Raw genomic sequence first — 19,783 nt, forward strand, 5'->3', positions numbered from 1 at the left:
GCATGACTGCGCTCAGGGCGGCGGCCACGGAATCAGCGCCTCGCTGGTCCACGATCGCGGCCCTGGGAACTAGCCAGACACTCGCCTGGGCGTCGACGTATTACCTTCCGGCGGTGCTCGCGGGGCCGATGGCTCACGAACTCGGTGTGTCGGTTCAGCTGGTCTTCGCTGCGTTCTCGGCCGCTCTGGTCCTCTCCGCGGTACTTGGCCCCTCTGCGGGGCGTTCCATCGATCGCTTTGGCGGCCGACCCGTGCTGGTGGTCACCAGTCTGGTGTTCGCGCTTGGCCTTGGCCTCCTGGCCATGGCATCAGGGCCCGTCAGCTTGTTTGCCGGCTGGGCGGTGCTCGGCGTCGGCATGGGCAGTGGCCTGTACGAAGCAGCCTTTGCGACGCTGGTCCGGCTGCATGGCCAACGGTCCCGCGGCGCGATCAGCGGAGTGACGTTGTTCGCTGGCTTTGCCAGCACGATCGGCTGGCCGCTGTCAGCGGTCTTGGAAGCTCATTTCGGGTGGCGCGGCGCGTGTCTGGGATGGGCAGGGCTGCACCTGCTGATCGGCATGCCGCTGAATTGGTCCTTGCCGAAGGCGGCTCACGCGGGGACCGCAGAGGACAGTGCCTCTGTTCCGGACGAGGCCGCTACGGCGAGCCCGAGGCGGGCCAGCATTCTGTTGGCCTTCGTTTTTGCCGCGACCTGGTTCACCAGCACTGCCATGGCCGCGCACCTTCCGCGCTTGCTGCAGGCGGGTGGGGCGTCACTGGCGATGGCCGTAGCAGTTGGCGCTTTGATTGGTCCCGCTCAGGTGGCTGGGCGGCTAATCGAGATCGGCGTGCTGCGCCGCTTCCACCCTTTTCTTTCGGCACGCCTGGCGTCGGTGATGCATCCCATCGGCGCCGCCGTCCTTGCGCTAACCGGCGCACCTGGCGCGGCCGCATTCGCGCTGCTTCACGGCATGGGAAACGGCATTCTCACAATCGCCAATGGCACCTTGCCGCTGGTGCTCTTCGGCGCTCGCGGCTACGGTCAGCGACAGTCCCGGCTGACGATGGCGTCACGCCTGGCTCAAGCCATGTCGCCATGGCTCTTTGGTTTGTGCCTAGACCGATGGGGCGTCGGCGCGCTGTGGATCACAGCGTTTCTTGGGCTGGCGTCGTTTGCTGCTTTGATGGCTCTACCGCAGCCGAGCCAAGGTCCTCAACCGGTGCAGGGTGCGGCGGCCGGGGCTTAACGAGTTGCGGGCGCCGGAGCCTTCGGGGCTGCGCGCGCCGCACACCGCAGAGCCTCAATCCAGCCTTGGCCGGCGGGACCCTCCCGCGCTGGTCTGCCTCGCAGGGATGTAGCCCGTCTGTGTGCTCATCGTGACTTTACGATCCGATCCAAGCCAGGGTTGAGATCGGCGGCGCTCCGCGGTCGTCATCGTCAAGACCTGCTTTTCTCCTTTCATGGGCTGGCTGACCTCCGACTAAGTACACTCCTCGTCATGTTCCCGCGCCGTCGCGTTCTCGGCCGCAAGACGATCCTGCTCGTCGTGTTCTCGCTGCTGATGTCTCAGCTGGCGCTGGCGAACTACCTGTGCCCAGCGGAAACGCCGCCGCAGGACATGGCCGCCATGATGGCTGCAGGCGTGCCCTGCGAGGACATGGACGCATCGCAGCCGACGCTCTGCCACCAGCACGCCGCCGATCCGGGGCAGCTCGCGCATGCGGCGCAGGTCGTGGCGCCGTCGCTTGCTGCCGTGATCCAGGTGCTCGTGCTTCGTCCGCTGCTGTTCACGGATGCGGTGCCCATTCCGCATGCGTCGACCGCCGAAGCGCAGCCACCACCCGATCCGATCTTTCTCGCCACGCTCAGACTTCGCGTCTGACCTCTCCGTCGACTGACCGGCGCCGGTGCGGCTCGTCCGCTTACCGGCACACGCCTCGTTCGTCTGCGGAGATTCCATGTTCTACCCACTCATCGGCGCGGTCGCCTTGGCCGCCGCGCTCGCGCCCCCGGCGGCAGAGGGCGCATCGCTCAGTCTCGAGACGGCGCTGGCCCTCGCCACGCAGCGCTCCGAGGCCGCCCGCGCGGGCCGTGCCGGCCAACTGAGCGCGATCGAGACGGCTCGCGCCGCCGGCCAGCTTCCCGATCCGACGCTCAACGTCGGCATCGACAACCTGCCGGCGACGGGCCCGGACCGACTCAGCACGACGCGCGACTCGATGACGATGAAGCGCGTCGGCATCAGCCAGGAGTGGCTGTCTGCGGGCAAGCGAGCTGCTCGCAGCGCCGCGGCCGAAGCCGCCGTGCAGCGCGAATCGATCCAGGTGGAAGCCGCGCTCGCCGAAACGCGGTTGCAGACCGCGCTCGCCTATGTCGATGCCTTCTATGCCGGCGAGGCGCTCAAGCTCACCACGCTGATGGAGCACCACGCGCACGAAGAGCTCGAGGCCGCGCGCGGACGCCTGGCGTCGTCCACCGGCGGCAGCCAGGAGGTGCTGGCGTTGACGGCGGCGCGCGGCACGACGGAGGACGAATCGGCACAGGTGCGGCAGGAGCAAAGCGTCGCCCTCGTGACCTTGCAGCGCTATGTCGGCGTGATGAGCGACGAGCTCCTGCCGCCGCCCGAGACACGGCCGCCGAGCGAAGACGACTACGTCGCGGCCCACCCATCGGTACTGGCCTTGACCCGCGACGTCGAGCTTGCTCGGCGTCAAGCGGCCGTGACCGCGAGCGAGCGCGATCCCAACTGGACGTGGGGCGTTTCATATGGCCAACGCACCGGCTACTCCGACATGCTTTCGTTCGGCGTCAGCATTCCGATCCCGTTGTCGCCGAGCCAGCGCCAGGATCGCGAGACAGCCGCCAAGCTCGCCTTGGCCGACAAGGCCGAGGCCGAGCTGGCCGACGCCACGCGCGCGGCGCTCGCCGAGTACCGCGCACTCGCCAGCGACAGCCAACGACTCGAGGACAGGATCGAGCGCTACCGCGTGGGTGTCCTAACCCCCGCGCGGCAGCGCGTGGCCGCTGCCACCGCCGCCTACGCATCGAACCAGTCGAGTCTGGTCACCCTGTTCGAGGCGAGGCATGCCGAGGTCGACGCCCAGAGAAAACTGCTCTCCCTGCGCCGCGACCTGATGCGCGCGCGCATGCAGCTGTCGCTGAAGCCGGTGCAGCAGGGAGCCGCACGATGAAGCGCATGTCCTCGAGCGCCGCCCTCATCGTCGGTCTTGCCGTCGCCGTCGGGGCGTTCTATCTCGGCCGAGCGACCCAGCCGACGCCGCTGGCGAGTGGCCCGTCCAGCGCTGCTTCGCAACCGGGCCGCACCGTTCTGTACTGGCACGACCCGATGGTCCCGGGGCAACGCTTCGACAAGCCCGGCAAGTCGCCCTTCATGGACATGCAGCTCGTTCCCGTCTATGCCGACAGCGCTGCCGCGAGCGGCGTGCAGGTGAGCGCGGCCGTGCAGCAGAACCTCGGCATCCGCTACGCGACGGTCCGGCGGGCCGCTATGTCCTCGTCGTTCGATGCCGTGGGCGCGGTGCAGTTCGACGAGCGGCGTAACGTCGCCGTGCAGACGCGCGTCGCCGGGTACGTCGAGCGCCTGGCGGTGCGCGCGCCGATGGAGCGCGTTCGCAAGGGCCAGGCGCTGGCGACGCTGTTCGCTCCCGACTGGCTCGGTCCCCAGAACGAGCTTATCGCGCTGAAGCGATCCGGGGTCTCGCAGGAGCTGGTCGCCGCCGCTCGCGCCCGCCTGCGGGCTCTGTCAGTTCCCGACGACCTGGTCCGCCGCAGCGAGGAAGCCGGCGCCGCGCAGGCGCGATTCACGCTCGTCTCCCCGCGGGACGGCGTGGTGGCCGAGCTCGGCGTCAGAGAGGGCGTGGCTGTTTCGCCCGGCATGACCCTCTTTCGTATTGCCGGCCTGCAGACCGTGTGGGCGGTCGCCGAGGTGCCGGAGGCACAGGCGGCGCGGCTGCAGCGCGGTCAGCGCGTCAAGGCGACGCTGCAGGCCGATGCGTCGCAGACCTTCGAAGGCGAGCTGAAGGAGATCCTGCCTGAGGTGAGCAGCGCCACGCGGACCCTTAAGGCGCGCTTTGAGGTCGACAACCGCGGCGGGCGGCTGACGCCGGGCATGCTGCTGCGCATGGCCGTTGCCGGGCCGCAGAGCGAGCGCCTTGTCGTCGCGTCGGAAGCCGTGATCCGCACCGGCAAGCGTGCCGTGGTGATCGTCCGGAATGCGCAGGGCGGCTTCGAGCCGCGTGACGTATCGCTCGGCGCCGATTTCGGCGACGACGTGGAGGTCGTCTCCGGGCTGAACGCGGGCGATCAGGTCGTCGCGAGCGGGCAGTTCCTGATCGACTCGGAGGCGCGCCTGCGCAGCGTTCTCGGCAACATGGGCGCGCCGGCATCGGCAGCGGCCGCGTCCATGACCGGCACGACGGGCATGGTGCATGACGCCGACGGCAAGGTCGAAAGCGCAACGCCCGATGCGCTCACGATCTCGCACGGTCCGGTCGCGACCCTCAAGTGGCCGGCGATGACCATGGGCTTCGCCAGGCCCGATCCGAAGGCGTTCGCCGACGTCCGTCCGGGCGACACCGTGCACTTCCGCTTCAAAGAGGGCGGGCCTTCGGGGTACGAGCTTGTCGAGGTGCGCAAGATGGCTTCGGGAGCCGGCAAGTGATCGCCGCGCTGATCCGATGGTCGCTGGTCAACCGCTTCCTGGTCCTGATCGCGACGGCGTTCTTGATCGCAGCCGGGCTCTGGTCGGTGACCAGCACGCCGCTCGACGCGCTTCCGGATCTGTCCGACACGCAGGTGATCGTCCGCACGCCGTTTCCCGGCAAGGCGCCGCAGATCGTCGAGGACCTCGTCACCTATCCGATGACGACGACCATGCTGAGCGTTCCGGGCGCCAAGACGGTACGCGGGTACTCGTTCTTCGGCGACTCGTTCGTCTACGTCCTGTTCGACGACAAGACTGATCCGTATTGGGCGCGCTCGCGCGTTGTCGAGTACCTGAACCAGGTGCAGAGCCGCCTGCCGCCCGGCGCGAGCGCCTCGCTCGGGCCGGATGCGACGGGCGTCGGCTGGGTCTACGAATACGCGCTCGTCGATCGGAGCGGCAAGCACGACCTCAGCCAGCTCCGGTCCCTCAACGACTGGTTCCTGAAGTTCGAGCTGAAGACGGTGCCCGACGTCGCCGAAGTCGCCAGCATCGGCGGCATGGTGCGTCAGTACCAGGTCGTGCTCGACCCGGACCGCATGCGCGCACTCGGCATCGCGCAGGCGACGGTCATCGACGCACTGCAGAAGGCGAACCAGGCCACCGGCGGTTCGGTGGTCGAGCTCGCCGAGGCCGAGTACATGGTCCGCTCGCGCGGCTACCTGCGCTCGCTCGATGACTTCCGCACCATCCCGCTGGCCGTGGCGAATGCAACCCCGGTGCTGCTCCGTGACGTCGCCACGGTCCAGCTCGGTCCGGAGCTGCGCCGCGGCATCGCCGAACTCGACGGGCAGGGCGAAGTCGCGGGCGGCGTCGTCGTCATGCGCTCGGGCAAGAACGCACGCACCACCATTGAGGCGGTCAAGGCCAAGCTCGAGGGCCTCAAGTCGAGCCTGCCACCGGGAGTCGAGATCGTCCCTACCTACGACCGCTCGCAGCTGATCGATCGCGCGGTGGACAACCTGCGCTCCAAGCTCGTCGACGAGTTCATCGTCGTCGCCCTGGTCTGCGCGATCTTCCTGTTCCACCTGCGCTCGGCGCTCGTCGCCGTGGTGGCCTTGCCGATCGGCGTGCTGGCGGCGTTCGTCGTCATGCGCTGGCAGGGGGTCAACGCGAACATCATGTCGCTCGGCGGCATCGCGATTGCGATCGGCGCGATGGTCGACGCCTCGATCGTCATGGTCGAGAACGTGCACAAGCACATTGAGGCGTTCGAGGCGCAGCACGGCAGGGGGCCGAGCACGAACGAGCACTGGACGCTGGTGACCGAGTCCGCGGTCGAAGTCGGGCCAGCGCTGTTCTTCTCGCTGGTCGTGATCACGCTCTCGTTCGTTCCCGTGTTCACGCTGGAGGCGCAGGAAGGCCGCCTGTTCTCGCCACTGGCGTTCACCAAGACGTATGCGATGGCCGCTGCGGCGGGCCTGTCGGTCACGCTCGTTCCGGTCCTCATGGGCTATCTCATTCGTGGGCGGATTCCGCGCGAGACCGCGAACCCGCTGAACCGATGGCTCATCCGGATCTACACGCCGGTGCTCGACACCGTCCTGCGCTCGCCGAAGGTCACGCTGGGCGTAGCGGCAGTGGTCCTCGGCCTCACCGCGATTCCCATGCTTCAGCTCGGCGGCGAGTTCATGCCGGCGCTCGACGAAGGGGATCTGCTCTACATGCCTTCGGCGCTGCCCGGCCTCTCGGTTTCGAAGGCCTCGCAGCTGCTGCAGCAGACCGATCGGATGATCAAGACCGTTCCAGAGGTGGCCCGCGTCTTTGGCAAGGCCGGCCGTGCCGACACCGCGACCGACCCCGCGCCCCTGGAAATGTTCGAGACGACGATCCAGTTCAAGCCTCGCTCGGAGTGGCGGGCCGGGATGACTCCCGACAAGCTGGTCGAGGCGCTCGACGCCGCGGTCAAGGTGCCGGGGCTCAGCAACCTCTGGGTGCCCCCGATCCGCAACCGCATCGACATGCTCGCGACCGGCATCAAGAGCCCGGTCGGGATCAAGGTCGCCGGCGCCGACCTGACGACGATCGACAGGCTGACGACCCAGATCGAGTCCGCGGTCAAAGGCGTTCCGGGCGTGTCGTCCGCGCTCGCCGAGCGGCTCACCGGGGGCCGGTACATCGACGTCGAGGTCGATCGCGCCGCGGCGGCGCGCTTCGGCCTTTCGGTTGCCGACGTGCAGAGCGTCGTCTCGACAGCGATCGGCGGCGACAACGTCGGTGAGGTGATCCAGGGACGCGAGCGCTACCCGATCAATGTTCGGTACCCCCGCGAGATCCGCGATTCGCTGCAGCGCCTGCGCGAGCTGCCGTTCGTGACCGAGATGGGCGCCCAGCTGCTGCTGCAGGACGTCTCGACGATCTCGATCGAAGACGGGCCGCCCATGCTGCGCAGCGAGAACGCGCGCCTCGCGGGCTGGATCTACGTCGACGTGCGTGGCCGCGACCTGCGCTCGGTGGTCAACGACATGCAGAAGGCGGTGAGCCGTTCCCTCAAGCTCCCACCGGGATACGCGGTCTCCTGGTCGGGACAGTTCGAATACCTGGAAAGGGCCACCGAACGGCTGAAGCTGGTCGTGCCCTTGACGTTGGCGGTCATCTTCGTGCTGCTCTACGTGCTCTTTCGCTCGCTTGGCGACGCCGCACTCGTCATGGCCGCCGTGCCGTTTTCGCTGGTCGGCGGCTTCTGGCTCGTGTGGGCACTGGGGCACTCGCTGTCGGTCGCCTCCGCCGTCGGATTCATCGCGCTGGCCGGAATCGCCGCCGAGTTCGGCGTCGTGATGCTCGTGTACCTCAAGAACGCGCTCGCTCGAAGGCTGGCCGCCGGCGAGCCCGACACGGAGGCGACGCTGTTGGCCGCGATCCGCGAGGGCGCAGTGCTGCGCGCGCGTCCGAAGGCCATGACGGTCGCGGTCGTTATCGCCGGGCTGCTGCCGATCATGTGGGGCAGCGGGACCGGTTCCGAGGTGATGAGCCGCATCGCCGCACCGATGATCGGCGGCATGGTCACCGCGCCGCTGCTGAGCATGCTGGTGGTGCCGGCGGCGTTCTACCTGATGCATCGCAGGCGAACGTCCGGTGGGATTGCCACTCCCAAGCTGGAACGACTCGCTTCCGCATGAATCATCCACCTTCACAGCTTCCAAGGAGATCCCGATGAAACGACGCACCCTGATCCACGCCCTCGCGGCGCTGCCTCTGTTGCCGGCCCTTCCGGCGCAGGCAGCGACCAAGATCCACGTCTACAAGAACGAAAGCTGCGACTGCTGCACGGGGTGGGTCAAGCACCTCTCGAGCGCCGGCTTTGCCGTCCAGGTCACGACCACGGACGACACGATCGCCGTCCGCAAGAAGGTCGGCATTCCCGACGCATTCGGCGCGTGCCACACCGCGACGGTCGAGGGCTACGCCATCGAGGGTCACGTCCCCGCGCCGGAGATTCGACGCCTTCTGGCCTTGAAGCCGCAGGCGATCGGCCTGGCCGTTCCCAGCATGCCCGTCGGCTCTCCGGGCATGGAGTACGGCGATCGCAAGGACCCCTACAAGGTCCTGCTGATCGATCGTCAGGGGCGCGACACCGTCTTCGCCAGCTATCCCAAGTAACTTACGTCCGGAGACCTACATGATCAGCCCGAAGTACCTGACCTGCGCACTCGCCATCGCCGCTTCAGCCGCCTACGCACAGATGCCGCCGAACATGCCGATGTCGAAGTCGCCTTCAGCGGCCGCTCAGGCGCCCGCGTTGGCCGAGGGCATCGTCCAGGCGGTCGACGCCAGCAAGGGAGTCGTCACGCTCAAGCACGGCGAGATCGTCAACATGCAGATGCCCGCCATGACCATGGCGTTCAGCGTCGCCGATCGCAAGATGCTCGGCAGCGTGAAGGCGGGTGACAAGGTCCGGTTTCGCGTTGAGATGATGAAGAACGCGCCGACGGTGACCCGGCTCGAGCCGGCGCGTTAGGGGGGGCGTGGCGCAGGCTAGCGATGGGCACCCTGCACGTGTTCTCGCTTCGCGTTCGGCCGGTTCGACGATCGCGCATCGTTCGCGAGGGTCCGAAGAATTCCACATTCGTTCGATCCCTCGATGTCGAGGCACTGCTGGCGCAGCGCCTTGAGCTGCTTCTCGAGCTCTCGCAAGTCGCGGATTCGGTGGGCAACGTGCCCGATGTGGGCATCCAGAAGCGCGTTCACTTCTCCGCAGTTCTCGGCGGGGGAATCCTTGAACCGCAGCAGTGCCCGAATCTCATCCAGCGTCATGTCGAGCGAGCGGCAGTGTCGAACGAACGCCAGCCGCTCCGCGTGCGCGTCTCCGTAGATCCGGTAGTTGCCTTCCGTGCGCGCGGGCGCTGCGAGCAGCCCCTCGCGTTCGTAGAAGCGGATCGTTTCTATGGCCGTGCCGCTCGCCTTGGAAAGTTCACCGATTTTCACCTGCTCTCCTTCGGGTTGAGCTCTTGACTCTACATGTACTACAGGGTTTCTAATCCGAATCCTGTTCAAACCCGGATAGCACCAAGGGAACCCGCATGAAAACTCCCGCCAAGGCTTGGTCACGTGCTGTCGCTTGCACGCTTGCGTTGCTTGCGCTGGCATCCTGCTCCGAGCAAAAGCCCTCGCCCCAGTCCCCAGCGCAAGAGGCGTCGACCTGGCGACCGAACGCAGCCGGTGCATCGGCTGAACCCCTGCCACCCGAGAAGGCGTTCCCGCTGAAGGTCGAGGCGCTCGACGCCTGCGAGACGCTGTCGAAGAGCTCCGTGGAGCGGCGCTCCAGCAGGACCCGTCGCTGAGCAGCGACGATCGCCTGGAAGCGTGTCGCGGCATCGGCGCGCGCCTGCCGACGCGCGTCGTCGATTTCGGCCCGCAGCGCCTCAATCGCTGCGGCTGCAGCCTCGCGCCGCCGTCCCTGCTGGCCACCCAGCTCTAGCGCCTGCGCGACACCGACGGCGTACTCGGTTGCGCTGCCGCTTACCCCCGCCGCGCGGCGACGGCCGGCTTCGACCGTCAGCTCCGGGTTGCTTGAAAGTGGGCGAGCCGCTTCGCGCTGCTGGCCCTCAACCGCCGCCAGCTGAGCCTGGCGCGCCAGTACGGTCGCACTAGCGGTCTCGGCCCGGCGCATGGCCTCGGCCAGGGTAAGCGGCTGCGCGTGAATCGCAGTCGACACCCATAACGTGGCCACCGTGGCCAGCGTCTTGAATCGCATGAACTCTCCTTGATTGACGGACAAGCGAAGCCCGGCAAGCAAGAAGGAGAATCAGCGGATACGCGGCTCCTCGAGGCTCGCCAAGCGGGCGAGCCTGCGCCAGTTGGGACGATCCAACTCATCGGGCGCGCGCGTGGTGTAGCGCGCGAACACGCGCGAGACCACGGGATGCGCCGCGTGCCCGAGCGAGAGTTCGAGTGGGCTCACGAGCGCCTGCGCACAATGAAGGTGGCAGTAGCCGCAGTCGCCGTCGACATCCTCGAGAACGCCGCCAGCTCGTTTCTCCGAGGAGCCGTCAGGCTCGCCAGAGGGACTGTGCCGGTGCTCGTGATGTCCGACGTGCTTGGCGGCCACCCCCGTCTCGTGCCGACAATAAGAGGCGGCGCTAGCCCAAGCCGACTGCAGTGGCAGCAGGAGGAGTAGCAAAACGAGGAGCCAGATGCGCATTGCGGGCGAAGTGTAGCGTTGAAGCGAGCCCCCGCGCGTCGTCCTGCTATGACGAGGGTTTCGCATCCTGCTGCCCATGGCAGGCGACAGGACGCTGCGCCGGGCGCGAGGACACAAACACCGCTTCCCGGTTCGCGCGGCGCCCGACGCGTACTTCTCGACCTACCGCTCGAGAGGCTGCAGCTGTTTTTGGTGAGCCAGCTACCACGGAGTGTCGGGACTGCCGCATAGCATTTCGTGCAACCGCACCAGCAAACGAGCTCGCGAGGACACGTGTAGCCCGTCTAGAAAGCAAACCAGGCTCGGGGTCACCACGCCTCTTGGTTTGGAGGCTTCATCTAGCTTGCTGAGGCGTCACAACCGTGCGGATCCACGCCGGGGCGCCGCTGGTGAGGTCGCCGACCTTCACGTTGCGGAACGCGTTCTCGATGTCGGCGCCGTAGTTGGCGGCGGCGGTGACCGCCGTCCATAGCTGCTGGTACGCCGCGGCCATTGGCGGCGGTGAGCCGGAGCTCGACGAGGCCGTCCGACACGATGCTGTTCACCGAGGTGCCGCCGGTGAGGTTGGTCATCACGTAGCTTCCGGCCGGCAGGGTCTGCTAAATGCGCATGACCGTGCCGCTGGCTGCGTGCAGGGCGCTGGTGCACCCTTAGGCGCCGCTGCTGTGGCCGCCCCGGCGCCAGAGATTCGACGCCTGCTCCCGTTGAGCCGCAGGCGATCGGCCTGGCCGTTCCCAGCATGCCGGTCGGCTCTCCGGGCGTGGAGTACGGCGCTCGCAAGGGCCCCTACAAGGTCCTGCTGATCGATCGGCAAGGGCGGGAGACGGTCTTCGCCACTTATCCGAAGTAACCCGCGTCTGGAGAGCTACATGCCGAGCCCGAAGTACCTAGTCGGCCTCGACGCCGCTCAGCGCCCGGGCTTCGGGCCGCGTGAGCGGGGACACCAGCACTATAGGATGCAGTTCTGCCAACCTATGCCACAGCAGGCTACGGGAATCATGCACGTATCCATCCCGATCACATTTTCGGCCGCGCTGACCCTTGCAGCTGCGACGGCGTCTGCACACCCTGGGCTCGTCAGCTCATCCCCAAAGGCTGGCGAGGTGCTCGATGCGCCGCCGAGCACGATCCGTCTCAGCTTCAACGAGCCGGTGGAACCATCCTTCACGACAGTGAAGGTGACGGACTCCTCTGGGAGGGAGCTCGCGGTCGCACCTGCCCAATCAGAAGGGGGTGATTCCCGGTCAGTGTCGTTGCGGCTGAACGCGGCTACTTCGGGCTCCTATCGGGCCCACTGGTCGGCGCTCGGACGGGACGGACACCGTATCAAGGGCGATTTGACCTTCACGGTTAAGTGAGTGGACGGCGCCGGCCTCCGGACGTACCAGCTCGTTGTCACTGTGGCGATCAACGTCGCCCTGGCGGCGGTCGCCGGTTCTCTGTCGGCACTGAACATCCTGGCACGCGGCGACTCCGCGTGGTCCCGTTCGCGCGCAAGCTCGATCGAGGGTGTCTTGTTCGCTTCGACTGCGATCGCGCTCGGCAGCGCAATCCTGGGTCTGTGGATTCTTTCCGCGGTGATCACCGAGCTGCCGCTCCTTGCGTCGGCCGGCTCGATCGGCAGGATCCTCCTTCAGACGCATGCCGGGCGCGCGTGGGCCGTCGGCGCCGCAGCCCTGGTGGTTCTGCTCCTCTTGCTGCGCGCGCGCCGCGCACGGCCGCGCCGCAGCCGCGTCCTGGCAGTCGGCGCCGTGTGTGCGGTGGTATTCGCCGGAAGCAGGAGCTGGACTAGTCACGCAGGAGCAACCGGTGACCTGCTCGTCTTTGCAATCGACTGGGCCCACCTTGTGAGCGTGAGCGTCTGGGCGGGTATGGTGGGGATCTCGGCCAGCCTGGTCTTGCGCGATCCGCTGCCGCAGTACTTCAGAGAAAAGGGCGAGTGCGCCCAGTTCGTGCAGATTCTTTCGGACACGGCGACCGGTTCGCTTGTCGTCCTGTTCGTGACGGGCATCTTCAGCTCGTGGCGTTCGCTCGGGGGATCTGCGGCGCCGCTGGTCTCCTCGAGCTATGGAAGTCTCCTGCTGGCGAAGCTCGCCTTGGTGGCTGTCGCAGTTGGGCTAGGGGCGCACAACCGGATCGCGACCATGCCGGTCCTTTTGGCCTTGCTCGGGGCGCGCAATTCAACGTTCAGCGGTCCGTATCGGAGATTCGTGCTCACCCTATCCTCAGAGTCGCGCATCTTGCTGGCCATCTTGGTCCTCGCGTCGATACTCTCCCTGAGCTCTCCGCCGTGACAGACGTTCCCGGAGCTGGGGATGGCCAGTGCTGCTGCCTGGGCCGAAGTGCCGAAGTGCAAGGGTAATCACCAAAGCAGAGGCGCAGAGGTCGGGCTCTGCGAGGTGCAGGATATCGCGGCACCCGAGCACTGGAGAGGGGCCGCTGAGCGGCCCCTCTCTCCATGCCGCCAGTCACCAGGTGTGGCGGTGGCTGTGCGGCATGCCAGAGCCGACGATGCACGGCGGCCGAGTCACCGTGGCACTGACACAGCGACCCGTGAGCCGCTCATGAATAAGGCGCAACGGCCAGACGGCTCGAACTCATTTCGAGCTTGCTGCACCCGCGGGCAGCGGCGCTTCACCCGCGCGCGGAATGGCCCCGCTCCTTGCTGCGGCGCTGGTGGCCGCCTTACGCGTTTGACGGTCCGTGCTGCTGCTCTTTCTCTTGTCCGCGATGTCTGCTCTCACTTCATTGGCCTCGCCGGCAGGCTCCAGCCCACCGGTCGCGCGCTCACGTCTCGTTTCCGCCTTGCGCTCCACCCGGCTCTTGCTTGAGGCACCGGTCGGCGGCGGAGTCATGCTGCCGGGACCTTGCCCTGCCGGGGCTAGCGCCCCGCTCCTCGTCGGTGTGCCGGGGGTGGTCTGCGACGTCGCAGCCCCGCTCAGCAGTGAAAGAGTCGCCGCTGCGACAGCGCTGAGAATGTAAGTGCTCTTCATGATGGTCAGTCCCGTTGAATGTGAATTGAAAACTGTCAAGCCGTCGGAAGACGGCATGTGGCGGTGATCAGTCGTGGCCGCCGCTGTGATCCCCACGCGGGCCGCCGGCCGAACCTCTTAGCGGCTCGAGCCCCCTGAACGGCTGATAGTCCGCGATTCCGAAGTGCTTTTTCAGCTCGTGGCGCATCATGTTGATGTCCGAGATCTGGCTGTGCCACATGTTCTGGCACTCCTGTCTAAGCTCGTGGTGCCCCAGGTCAGTTCCGGTCATGCAGCCGTTCACCGGTTCCATGAGGGTGTAGTGGTGTCGGCTGAACGTCTCGTAGAAGACGTGGTTGAAGTCCGCGCCGGGTTGCGCCCGCTCGAGCAGAGAAATCATGGCTCTACTGTCCTCGCGCAAGCGCGGCTGGTACTGGATCCCATACCAGTCCCGCAGGAAGGTCTGCATCGTCATGATCTCCTCACGCTGCATGCGATTGTTCCTCCGCGCCAGAGACTTCAAGTCCGCGAGGGTTGCCTTCGCTGGCGAAGCTCCAAAGCCGGGCGTCGGCGATGTTCCCTCTGCCTCGCTGATCTGAGGATTGCGCTGTGTATCGGTGCCCGCGGCGAGTTCGGTCATGCGCAGAGCAGCAAAGTGGTGGTCTATCGTCATCTGCATGAACTCGACTTCGAAACGGGCGGTGAGCCCTTCTCCGGGCCGGTTTGCCGCGGCAGAGAAGGGCAGAACCGCCGCCGTCGCGGCAAGTGCAAGCAAGGTCTTGCTCGTCATGGTGAATCTCCAAGATGAAAAGGAATAGGTGTCCACCGGCACGTCGGTGCCAGGATGAAACGCTGAAGGGCAGACGGCCCTGAAGGCCGTCGGTCGCGAGGTCTACGCGGCCATCCGCCTGCACTCGTCTGCACACCGCTGGCACGCTCTTGCGCACGCCTGGCAGTGCTCCATTTCGTGCTTGGCGCACTCGTCGGCGCAGCCTTGGCAAATGTCCGCCCAGACTGCGCATACACGCGCGGCGAACTCGCTGCCTCGCGACATGTAGCCGGCGGCGAGCCGGCAGATTGCTGCACAGTCGATGTCCAGTGCGATACAGCGAGCCATCATTTGCACGTCCTGCTCTTGCAGGCAGGATGCTGCACAGTGGTCGCAGGCGTCTGCGCATGCATTGCATGCGTCGATGCAGGCTTGGTTGATTTCATGAGCCATCAGAATCTCCTCTTGGCGAACGTCTGCGCGACGATCGCCCACGAATGGGTCGCCGCCTGAAGGCGGCACGTTGTGCGAGAGTGAGATTCAGGCCCTGGGCCTGTGTTCAGGAGGTGGCCACGCAAGGGAGGCGTACCCAAAGGGCCCGCCCGAGATCCATCGTCCCTGCCGGGACGAGAGTGGCGCTTGACCGGGCGCGGCTGCGAGCGTTGGCACCGCAGCGAGGTGGCAAGCGCCGGCGTGTGTCAAGTGCGTCGCCAAGTGATGGGCCGGGCCGTCGTGCGTATCAGTAGCCCCGATAGTCGTATCGAGGCCGACGTCGTCCAGGTGACCAGAACTGGACTGGACGGCGCAGTCAATCTGGCAGGCGACGGTGGCGCAGATGACCGGCAGGAATGTGCCGAGAACAAGAGCGAGCACCCAGCGCTGAAGGGAACGCCGGCGAAGCTGATGCAGCATGGCCCGGCACTCCGCCCATGTTTAATTGTTCTTCGCCAGCCATCGATCAAGCTGGCTGATTTCTTTCTGCTGATCCTTGATGATCTTGCGGGCCATGGCCTTCAGTTCGGAAGATTTGCCATGCTGCACTTCCACCCTCGCCATCTCGAGAGCTTGCTGATGATGCATCCTCATCATCGATGCGAAATCCTTGTCGGTGTCGCCCGTGGGCGTCATCGGCTGCATCTCTTGCATGCCGCTCATCATGATCTGGTGCATCTGCTGCGAGCCCTGCCCGCCGCTCATGCCCGTGGAGGCGTGACCTCCGCCCATACCTGCCGATCCCGCACCCGCGCTCCTATTCGGGCTGGGGGCATTGGCTGGCTGAGCAAGAACCGAACTTGACATCAGCGTCGTCGCGACGAGCGAGAGCAGCGATCGAGCGAAGGTCTTCATGTACGACGTCCCAAAGTGGAATCTACGGGACCCGGCAAACTGTGTGCCTGTAGACGGCGCTTAGATGCGCAGCCATCGAGTGCTCACATCTTCGCCCTCTCACTGCAAGGCGTTGCCGGTGACGCTAGCGGACCAAAGTGGGATAGCCCCGGCGGCTACGACCGGTGAGAACAGGAGGCCGAAGAACGGACACAGCAACCCTGCCGCCAGCGGGATGCGTGCTAAGTTGTAGGCAAGTGACAAGAAGAGGTCCTGCCGCATATTGCGCATGGTCGGGCGCGCGAGCTGGCGCGCCAGGGCGATACCCAGTGGGTCGCCTTTGAGCAGCGTGAGGCCAGAGCTCTCCATAGCCACATCCGTACCGGTCCCCATTGCGATGCCTACGTCGGGGCCGGCGTGATCGGCCTTGCGCGAGGGTGGGCGAGGCCTGGTTCTGCCGCTGCTGGCAAGGCCCGTTCGACCGATGGGCCGCGCCTGGGTCACTCCGCTGTGAGAGCGCTGACGGGGCGAGCCCAGCCTAGCGGCAAAATAGAGAGTGTCAGTGGCCTACTTCCGAGAAGCTAGCCACTTGTCAAGCTGAGCAATCTCCTTCTGCTGGTCCTTGATCATCTTGCGCGACATCGCCTTGAGCTCGGCCGATTTGCCGTGCTGGAGCTCGACTCTGGCCATCTCGACCGCATGCTGGTGATGCATGCGCATCATCGTGGCGAAGTCCTTGTCGGTGTCGCCGGACGGCTTCATGCCTTGCATGTCCTGCATCCCTCGCATCATGTGCTGGTGCAACTGCTCCGAGCCGCCGCCGGAAGCATGGGCACCATGGTTCATGCCGCCAGCCGGGGCGCTGGCCGGCTGCGCGAATGAGAGGGTTGCGGCCATCAGGCCAACGGCCAAGGCAATACCGTGGCGTACATAGGTCGTCTTCATAAAATCTCCTCTGGGTTGTGCCCGTTCAGGCGAAAAGCAATCTTTGGCTACAAGGCAGCGTGCATCAAGTTGTCTGGAGCAGGTCTCCACGCATAGAGCGCAGTGCCCGCAGCCCACAGCACGGCGGGCACAACGAGCAACCATCGAAAATCCGACGCCAGCGCAAAGTTCACCGCGCTCATCAAACCCACTGTGGCGGCACCGGCCAACACCAGCACCGCGACCGTTCCAGGCGCCCGTCGCTGGAGGGCGGTCAGTGCCAGGTGGAGCGCCAGCAGGCCAGCACCCGTCATGAAGCCGCCCATGACCGTGAACACCTTGGCTAACCAGCGCTCGAGCCCTGGAGCGGCGGTTCGGATGCCCGCCAGGTCCAAACCGATGTAGCGCGGGTCCTCCGGCAGCAAAGCCGGCCGGGCGAGGATGAAATACAGCCCGAGACCGACCAGCCACACGCCGCAGGCAGCAATCAACCAGCCCGAGGCGGAGCGAGGCATGCTCACGTGTCCTCTCCGATGCGCACGGCCCGCAGCCTCAGGGCATTGGCGATCACGCTGACCGACGACAGTGCCATCGCTGCTGCAGCGAGCACCGGAGACAGCAGCAGGCCGAAGAACGGGTAGAGCACGCCAGCAGCAATCGGGATGCCGGCCACGTTGTAGAAGAACGAGAAGAAGAGGTTCTGACGGATGTTGCGCATGGTGGCCTGGGAGAGGCGACGCGCCCGAACGATGCCCATCAGGTCTCCCCTGAGCAACGTCACGCCGGAGCTCTCGATCGCCACGTCGGTGCCCGTCCCCATGGCGATACCAACGTCGGCTGCCGCAAGTGCCGGTGCGTCGTTGACGCCGTCGCCGGCCATTGCCACGACCCGACCTTCTGCCTTGAGCCGTTGCACCACGGACGACTTTTCTTCCGGGAGCACGTCCGCGATTACGTCGTCGATGCCTAGTTCACGCCCGACCGCCTCGGCGGTGGTCTTGCCGTCGCCGGTCAGCATGACGACGCGGATCTTTTCGCGGCGCAGCGCGGCGATGGCCTGTGCTGACGTCGCCTTGACGGGGTCCGCAATGCCCACGAAGCCGGCCACGCGACCGTCAATGCCCACGAAGATGACCGTCGCCGCTTTGGCCCGCACGCCTTCGGCTGCCGCCTGCAGGCCGGCTACGTCAAGCCCTTGCTCGGCAAGGAACTTCGCGCTGCCGCAAACCACCCGCGTGCCATCGACCACGCCGATCACGCCTTTGCCCAAGGGCGAATCGAAGTCGGTCACCGATGACAGCGGCAGCTTGCGCTCCTGAGCGTCAGCGACGATCGCCGCTGCAAGCGGGTGTTCGCTCGCGCGCTCGACGCTCGCCAGCTTCTGCAGCACTGTCGTAGCCTCGAAGCCAGACGCCGGCTCCAGGTGGACCACCTTCGGCCGTCCTTCAGTCAGCGTTCCGGTCTTGTCGACCACCAGGGTGTCGACCTTCTCCATACGCTCGAGCGCCTCGGCGTCGCGGATCAGCACACCGTGCTGGGCACCCTTGCCGACGCCAACCATGATCGACATCGGGGTGGCCAGGCCGAGTGCACAGGGACAAGCAATGATGAGCACTGCCACCGAGGCGACGAGCGCGTAAGAAAAGGCGGGGCTCGGTCCCCATACGAGCCAGGCGCCGAAGGTCAGGAGTGCCACCACGATCACCACGGGCACGAACCAGCCGGCCACCTGGTCGGCCATGCGCTGGATCGGAGCGCGGCTGCGTTGCGCCGCGGCCACCATATGGACGATCTGGGACAACAGGGTATCCGCGCCGACCTTCTCGGCCCGCATCACGAACCCACCCGTCTGATTCAGCGTCCCGGCGGTCACCTTCGCGCCCGGCGCCTTGGCCACCGGCATCGGCTCGCCGGTCACCATCGACTCGTCGACCGTGCCCTTGCCCTCCACCAGCTCACCGTCAACGGGGACTTTCTCCCCAGGGCGCACGCGCAGGTTTTCACCGACCAGGATGTGGTCGATCTCGACAGATTCGTCTGAGCCGTCGGGACGCACCCGCACAGCGGTTTTCGGCGCAAGGTCCAGCAGAGCGCGAATCGCGCCGGATGTCTTCTCGCGCGCTCGGAGTTCGAGCACCTGGCCGAGCAGGACCAGCACCGTGATCACGGCGGCGGCCTCGAAGTAGATGGGCACGGCACCATCCGCGGTGCGCAGAGCCTGCGGGAACGCCGAAGGCAGCAAGGTGCCGACCATGCTGTAGATCCACGCCGCTCCGGTGCCGAGCGCGATCAGCGTGAACATGTTGAGGCTGCGGTTCCTAAGCGACGCCAACGCTCGAACGAAGAACGGCCAGCCTGCCCACAGCACGACGGGGGTGCCGAACAGCAGCTGAACCCAGTTCGAGGTCTGCTGCGGGATCAGGTGGTGCAGGTCGACCAGATGGGCGCCCATCTCCAGCGCGAAGACGGGAACCGTCAGCGCCAGGCCCACCCAGAAGCGGCGCGTCATGTCTCGCAGCTCCGGGCTACCGCCGGTGTCGGACGTAGCCAGTACCGGCTCCAGCGCCATGCCGCAGATCGGACAGTTTCCGGGGCCCATCTGCCGCACCTGGGGGTGCATCGAACAGGTGTACTCGACCTGATCCTGTTTGCCGGGGCCTGACACCTTTGAGCCGGCCGCGGCAACGCCTGGACGGCTGTCGTGCTTGTGCCCGCCGTCGTGGTGTCGGACACCGTCCATCACGGTACCGTCCGGCACGACATGTTGCTCCGAAAGGGCATGCCCCTCGTGCGTCGCTGCCGCACTTGCATGGCGGACATGATCACTTTGGTCGTGAGGTTCAGTGCTTGGCGATCGCATGGCGCTCTCCTGTTCTTGTTATGAGGTCAGCCTGAGGAGGCCACGAACTACTTTCGGACCTCTTCGACGAGAGCCTCTTTGGGATCGTCTTGAGGGTGACCATGCCCGGTCTGCCCGTGTCCCTTGTGCATGAACAGGTGCATCAGGGGGCATGCCAGCAGGAACAAGTAGGGCCACGCCCCGTAGAGGTGGCCTCGGTGCTCGCTGTAAAGGTAGAAGCCCACCGCAGCTGCGGCGGCCAGCAAGGCGAGCGCCAGTGTCGAGCGCCAAAAAGGCCGCGCCCGACGATTCATGGGGGTGGCCATAAGCCGTTGCTCAACCGCAGCAGCAGCCGCTGCGCGCCTTGGGCACTGACGTGTCCGGCGCCTTGCCGGCGAGGGTCACCGGCGTGTAGCCGGCTTCCTTGATGGCAGCGCTCAGCTCCTGGGCGTCCGCTTGCGTCGGTTCGATCTCGACCCGATGGTTAGAGCCGGCCGCGCAAATCTGAACACGGCGTAAAGTGGACTGGCTGCTCCGATGGGCGAGGATAGAGCCCGAGATTCAGGAGCAGAGAACATGAGCAGAAGACCACGGCGCAACCACTCGGCG

Annotated in this window: 21 protein-coding genes; 9 read left to right on the forward strand and 12 right to left on the reverse strand. The window is 66.3% G+C overall.

Going from position 1 to position 19,783, the window contains the following annotated elements:
* Nucleotides 1-2 precede the first annotated feature (2 nt).
* The 7 genes from HQN59_RS24435 (at nt 3) to HQN59_RS24465 (ending at nt 8,661) form a co-directional block, all read left to right on the forward strand.
* Complete coding sequence (locus HQN59_RS24435; protein ID WP_176071761.1) at nt 3-1,226, forward strand: MFS transporter; 1,224 nt, start codon at nt 3-5, stop codon at nt 1,224-1,226.
* Between the two features lie 252 nt (nt 1,227-1,478).
* Nucleotides 1,479-1,862: a hypothetical protein gene (locus tag HQN59_RS24440; protein ID WP_176071762.1), complete on the forward strand. Its 384-nt coding sequence runs from the start codon at nt 1,479-1,481 to the stop codon at nt 1,860-1,862.
* A 76-nt stretch (nt 1,863-1,938) separates the two neighbouring features.
* Nucleotides 1,939-3,171, forward strand: coding sequence for a TolC family protein (locus tag HQN59_RS24445; protein WP_176071763.1), 1,233 nt, complete (start codon nt 1,939-1,941; stop codon nt 3,169-3,171).
* The gene (locus tag HQN59_RS24450; protein ID WP_176071764.1) at nt 3,168-4,661 is read left to right on the forward strand and encodes an efflux RND transporter periplasmic adaptor subunit; all 1,494 of its coding nucleotides are present in this window, start codon (nt 3,168-3,170) and stop codon (nt 4,659-4,661) included. The genes HQN59_RS24445 and HQN59_RS24450 overlap by 4 nt, the downstream gene beginning before the upstream one ends.
* Nucleotides 4,658-7,822 carry a CusA/CzcA family heavy metal efflux RND transporter gene (locus HQN59_RS24455; protein WP_176071765.1) on the forward strand — a complete coding sequence of 1,055 codons (3,165 nt, stop codon included), beginning with the start codon at nt 4,658-4,660 and terminating at the stop codon, nt 7,820-7,822. The genes HQN59_RS24450 and HQN59_RS24455 overlap by 4 nt, the downstream gene beginning before the upstream one ends.
* 34 nt (nt 7,823-7,856) lie before the next feature.
* Nucleotides 7,857-8,303 (forward strand): DUF411 domain-containing protein, encoded by a 447-nt coding sequence (locus tag HQN59_RS24460; RefSeq protein ID WP_176071766.1) that lies wholly within the window; start codon nt 7,857-7,859, stop codon nt 8,301-8,303.
* 19 nt (nt 8,304-8,322) lie between these two features.
* Nucleotides 8,323-8,661: a copper-binding protein gene (locus tag HQN59_RS24465; RefSeq protein ID WP_176071767.1), complete on the forward strand. Its 339-nt coding sequence runs from the start codon at nt 8,323-8,325 to the stop codon at nt 8,659-8,661.
* A 17-nt stretch (nt 8,662-8,678) separates the two neighbouring features.
* Here HQN59_RS24465 and cadR read toward each other — a convergent pair whose 3' ends face one another.
* The 4 genes from cadR to HQN59_RS24485 all read right to left on the reverse strand — a co-directional run bounded on the left by cadR (nt 8,679) and on the right by HQN59_RS24485 (nt 10,837).
* The gene (gene cadR, locus HQN59_RS24470; protein WP_176071768.1) at nt 8,679-9,128 is read right to left on the reverse strand and encodes a Cd(II)/Pb(II)-responsive transcriptional regulator; all 450 of its coding nucleotides are present in this window, start codon (nt 9,126-9,128) and stop codon (nt 8,679-8,681) included.
* Between the two features lie 49 nt (nt 9,129-9,177).
* Entirely contained in the window at nt 9,178-9,897 is a 720-nt protein-coding gene (locus tag HQN59_RS24475; protein ID WP_176071769.1) for a TolC family protein, read from the reverse strand.
* Nucleotides 9,898-9,948: 51 nt separating this feature from the next.
* Nucleotides 9,949-10,251 (reverse strand): hypothetical protein, encoded by a 303-nt coding sequence (locus HQN59_RS27135; RefSeq protein ID WP_425342772.1) that lies wholly within the window; start codon nt 10,249-10,251, stop codon nt 9,949-9,951.
* A 427-nt stretch (nt 10,252-10,678) separates the two neighbouring features.
* Complete coding sequence (locus tag HQN59_RS24485; protein ID WP_176071744.1) at nt 10,679-10,837, reverse strand: hypothetical protein; 159 nt, start codon at nt 10,835-10,837, stop codon at nt 10,679-10,681.
* 505 nt (nt 10,838-11,342) lie between these two features.
* On the opposite strand from HQN59_RS24485, the gene HQN59_RS24495 reads away from it, so the two are divergent.
* Both HQN59_RS24495 and HQN59_RS26965 read left to right on the forward strand, forming a co-directional pair.
* Nucleotides 11,343-11,702, forward strand: coding sequence for a copper resistance CopC family protein (locus HQN59_RS24495; RefSeq protein WP_176071771.1), 360 nt, complete (start codon nt 11,343-11,345; stop codon nt 11,700-11,702).
* Complete coding sequence (locus HQN59_RS26965; protein WP_176071772.1) at nt 11,703-12,638, forward strand: CopD family protein; 936 nt, start codon at nt 11,703-11,705, stop codon at nt 12,636-12,638. It abuts the gene before it with no gap.
* Nucleotides 12,639-13,404: 766 nt separating this feature from the next.
* Here the strand turns inward: HQN59_RS26965 and HQN59_RS24505 are convergent.
* The 8 genes from HQN59_RS24505 to HQN59_RS24540 all read right to left on the reverse strand — a co-directional run bounded on the left by HQN59_RS24505 (nt 13,405) and on the right by HQN59_RS24540 (nt 19,500).
* Nucleotides 13,405-14,106 (reverse strand): DUF305 domain-containing protein, encoded by a 702-nt coding sequence (locus tag HQN59_RS24505; protein WP_176071773.1) that lies wholly within the window; start codon nt 14,104-14,106, stop codon nt 13,405-13,407.
* A gap of 102 nt (nt 14,107-14,208) precedes the next feature.
* The gene (locus tag HQN59_RS24510) at nt 14,209-14,538 is read right to left on the reverse strand and encodes a four-helix bundle copper-binding protein (protein WP_176071774.1); all 330 of its coding nucleotides are present in this window, start codon (nt 14,536-14,538) and stop codon (nt 14,209-14,211) included.
* A 480-nt stretch (nt 14,539-15,018) separates the two neighbouring features.
* Nucleotides 15,019-15,432: a DUF305 domain-containing protein gene (locus HQN59_RS24515; protein ID WP_176071775.1), complete on the reverse strand. Its 414-nt coding sequence runs from the start codon at nt 15,430-15,432 to the stop codon at nt 15,019-15,021.
* Between the two features lie 99 nt (nt 15,433-15,531).
* A complete protein-coding gene (locus HQN59_RS24520; protein ID WP_176071776.1) occupies nt 15,532-15,780 on the reverse strand; it encodes a hypothetical protein in 249 nt (82 codons plus the stop codon).
* Between the two features lie 198 nt (nt 15,781-15,978).
* Complete coding sequence (locus tag HQN59_RS24525; RefSeq protein WP_176071777.1) at nt 15,979-16,356, reverse strand: DUF305 domain-containing protein; 378 nt, start codon at nt 16,354-16,356, stop codon at nt 15,979-15,981.
* A 47-nt stretch (nt 16,357-16,403) separates the two neighbouring features.
* The gene (locus tag HQN59_RS24530) at nt 16,404-16,850 is read right to left on the reverse strand and encodes a hypothetical protein (protein WP_246295143.1); all 447 of its coding nucleotides are present in this window, start codon (nt 16,848-16,850) and stop codon (nt 16,404-16,406) included.
* Between the two features lie 2 nt (nt 16,851-16,852).
* Entirely contained in the window at nt 16,853-19,195 is a 2,343-nt protein-coding gene (locus tag HQN59_RS24535) for a copper-transporting P-type ATPase (protein WP_280926756.1), read from the reverse strand.
* A 47-nt stretch (nt 19,196-19,242) separates the two neighbouring features.
* A complete protein-coding gene (locus HQN59_RS24540) occupies nt 19,243-19,500 on the reverse strand; it encodes a DUF2933 domain-containing protein (RefSeq protein WP_176071778.1) in 258 nt (85 codons plus the stop codon).
* Nucleotides 19,501-19,783: the final 283 nt, after the last annotated feature.

The sequence above is a fragment of the Rhizobacter koreensis genome (assembly GCF_013366375.1).
Classification (GTDB): domain Bacteria; phylum Pseudomonadota; class Gammaproteobacteria; order Burkholderiales; family Burkholderiaceae_C; genus Schlegelella_A; species Schlegelella_A koreensis.

Coding starts and splice junctions, on each gene's coding strand:
- HQN59_RS24485 (WP_176071744.1), bottom strand. CDS start 10,837: ATGGCCGCGGCGTACCAGCAGCTATGGACGGCGGTCACCGCCGCCGCC.
- HQN59_RS24495 (WP_176071771.1), top strand. CDS start 11,343: ATGCACGTATCCATCCCGATCACATTTTCGGCCGCGCTGACCCTTGCA.
- HQN59_RS24505 (WP_176071773.1), bottom strand. CDS start 14,106: ATGACGAGCAAGACCTTGCTTGCACTTGCCGCGACGGCGGCGGTTCTG.
- HQN59_RS24530 (WP_246295143.1), bottom strand. CDS start 16,850: ATGCCTCGCTCCGCCTCGGGCTGGTTGATTGCTGCCTGCGGCGTGTGG.
- HQN59_RS24540 (WP_176071778.1), bottom strand. CDS start 19,500: ATGGCCACCCCCATGAATCGTCGGGCGCGGCCTTTTTGGCGCTCGACA.
- HQN59_RS24510 (WP_176071774.1), bottom strand. CDS start 14,538: ATGGCTCATGAAATCAACCAAGCCTGCATCGACGCATGCAATGCATGC.
- HQN59_RS24465 (WP_176071767.1), top strand. CDS start 8,323: ATGATCAGCCCGAAGTACCTGACCTGCGCACTCGCCATCGCCGCTTCA.
- HQN59_RS24445 (WP_176071763.1), top strand. CDS start 1,939: ATGTTCTACCCACTCATCGGCGCGGTCGCCTTGGCCGCCGCGCTCGCG.
- HQN59_RS24535 (WP_280926756.1), bottom strand. CDS start 19,195: ATGCGATCGCCAAGCACTGAACCTCACGACCAAAGTGATCATGTCCGC.
- HQN59_RS24440 (WP_176071762.1), top strand. CDS start 1,479: ATGTTCCCGCGCCGTCGCGTTCTCGGCCGCAAGACGATCCTGCTCGTC.
- HQN59_RS24515 (WP_176071775.1), bottom strand. CDS start 15,432: ATGAAGACCTTCGCTCGATCGCTGCTCTCGCTCGTCGCGACGACGCTG.
- HQN59_RS24435 (WP_176071761.1), top strand. CDS start 3: ATGACTGCGCTCAGGGCGGCGGCCACGGAATCAGCGCCTCGCTGGTCC.
- HQN59_RS24450 (WP_176071764.1), top strand. CDS start 3,168: ATGAAGCGCATGTCCTCGAGCGCCGCCCTCATCGTCGGTCTTGCCGTC.
- HQN59_RS24520 (WP_176071776.1), bottom strand. CDS start 15,780: ATGGAGAGCTCTGGCCTCACGCTGCTCAAAGGCGACCCACTGGGTATC.
- HQN59_RS24460 (WP_176071766.1), top strand. CDS start 7,857: ATGAAACGACGCACCCTGATCCACGCCCTCGCGGCGCTGCCTCTGTTG.
- HQN59_RS24525 (WP_176071777.1), bottom strand. CDS start 16,356: ATGAAGACGACCTATGTACGCCACGGTATTGCCTTGGCCGTTGGCCTG.
- HQN59_RS24475 (WP_176071769.1), bottom strand. CDS start 9,897: ATGCGATTCAAGACGCTGGCCACGGTGGCCACGTTATGGGTGTCGACT.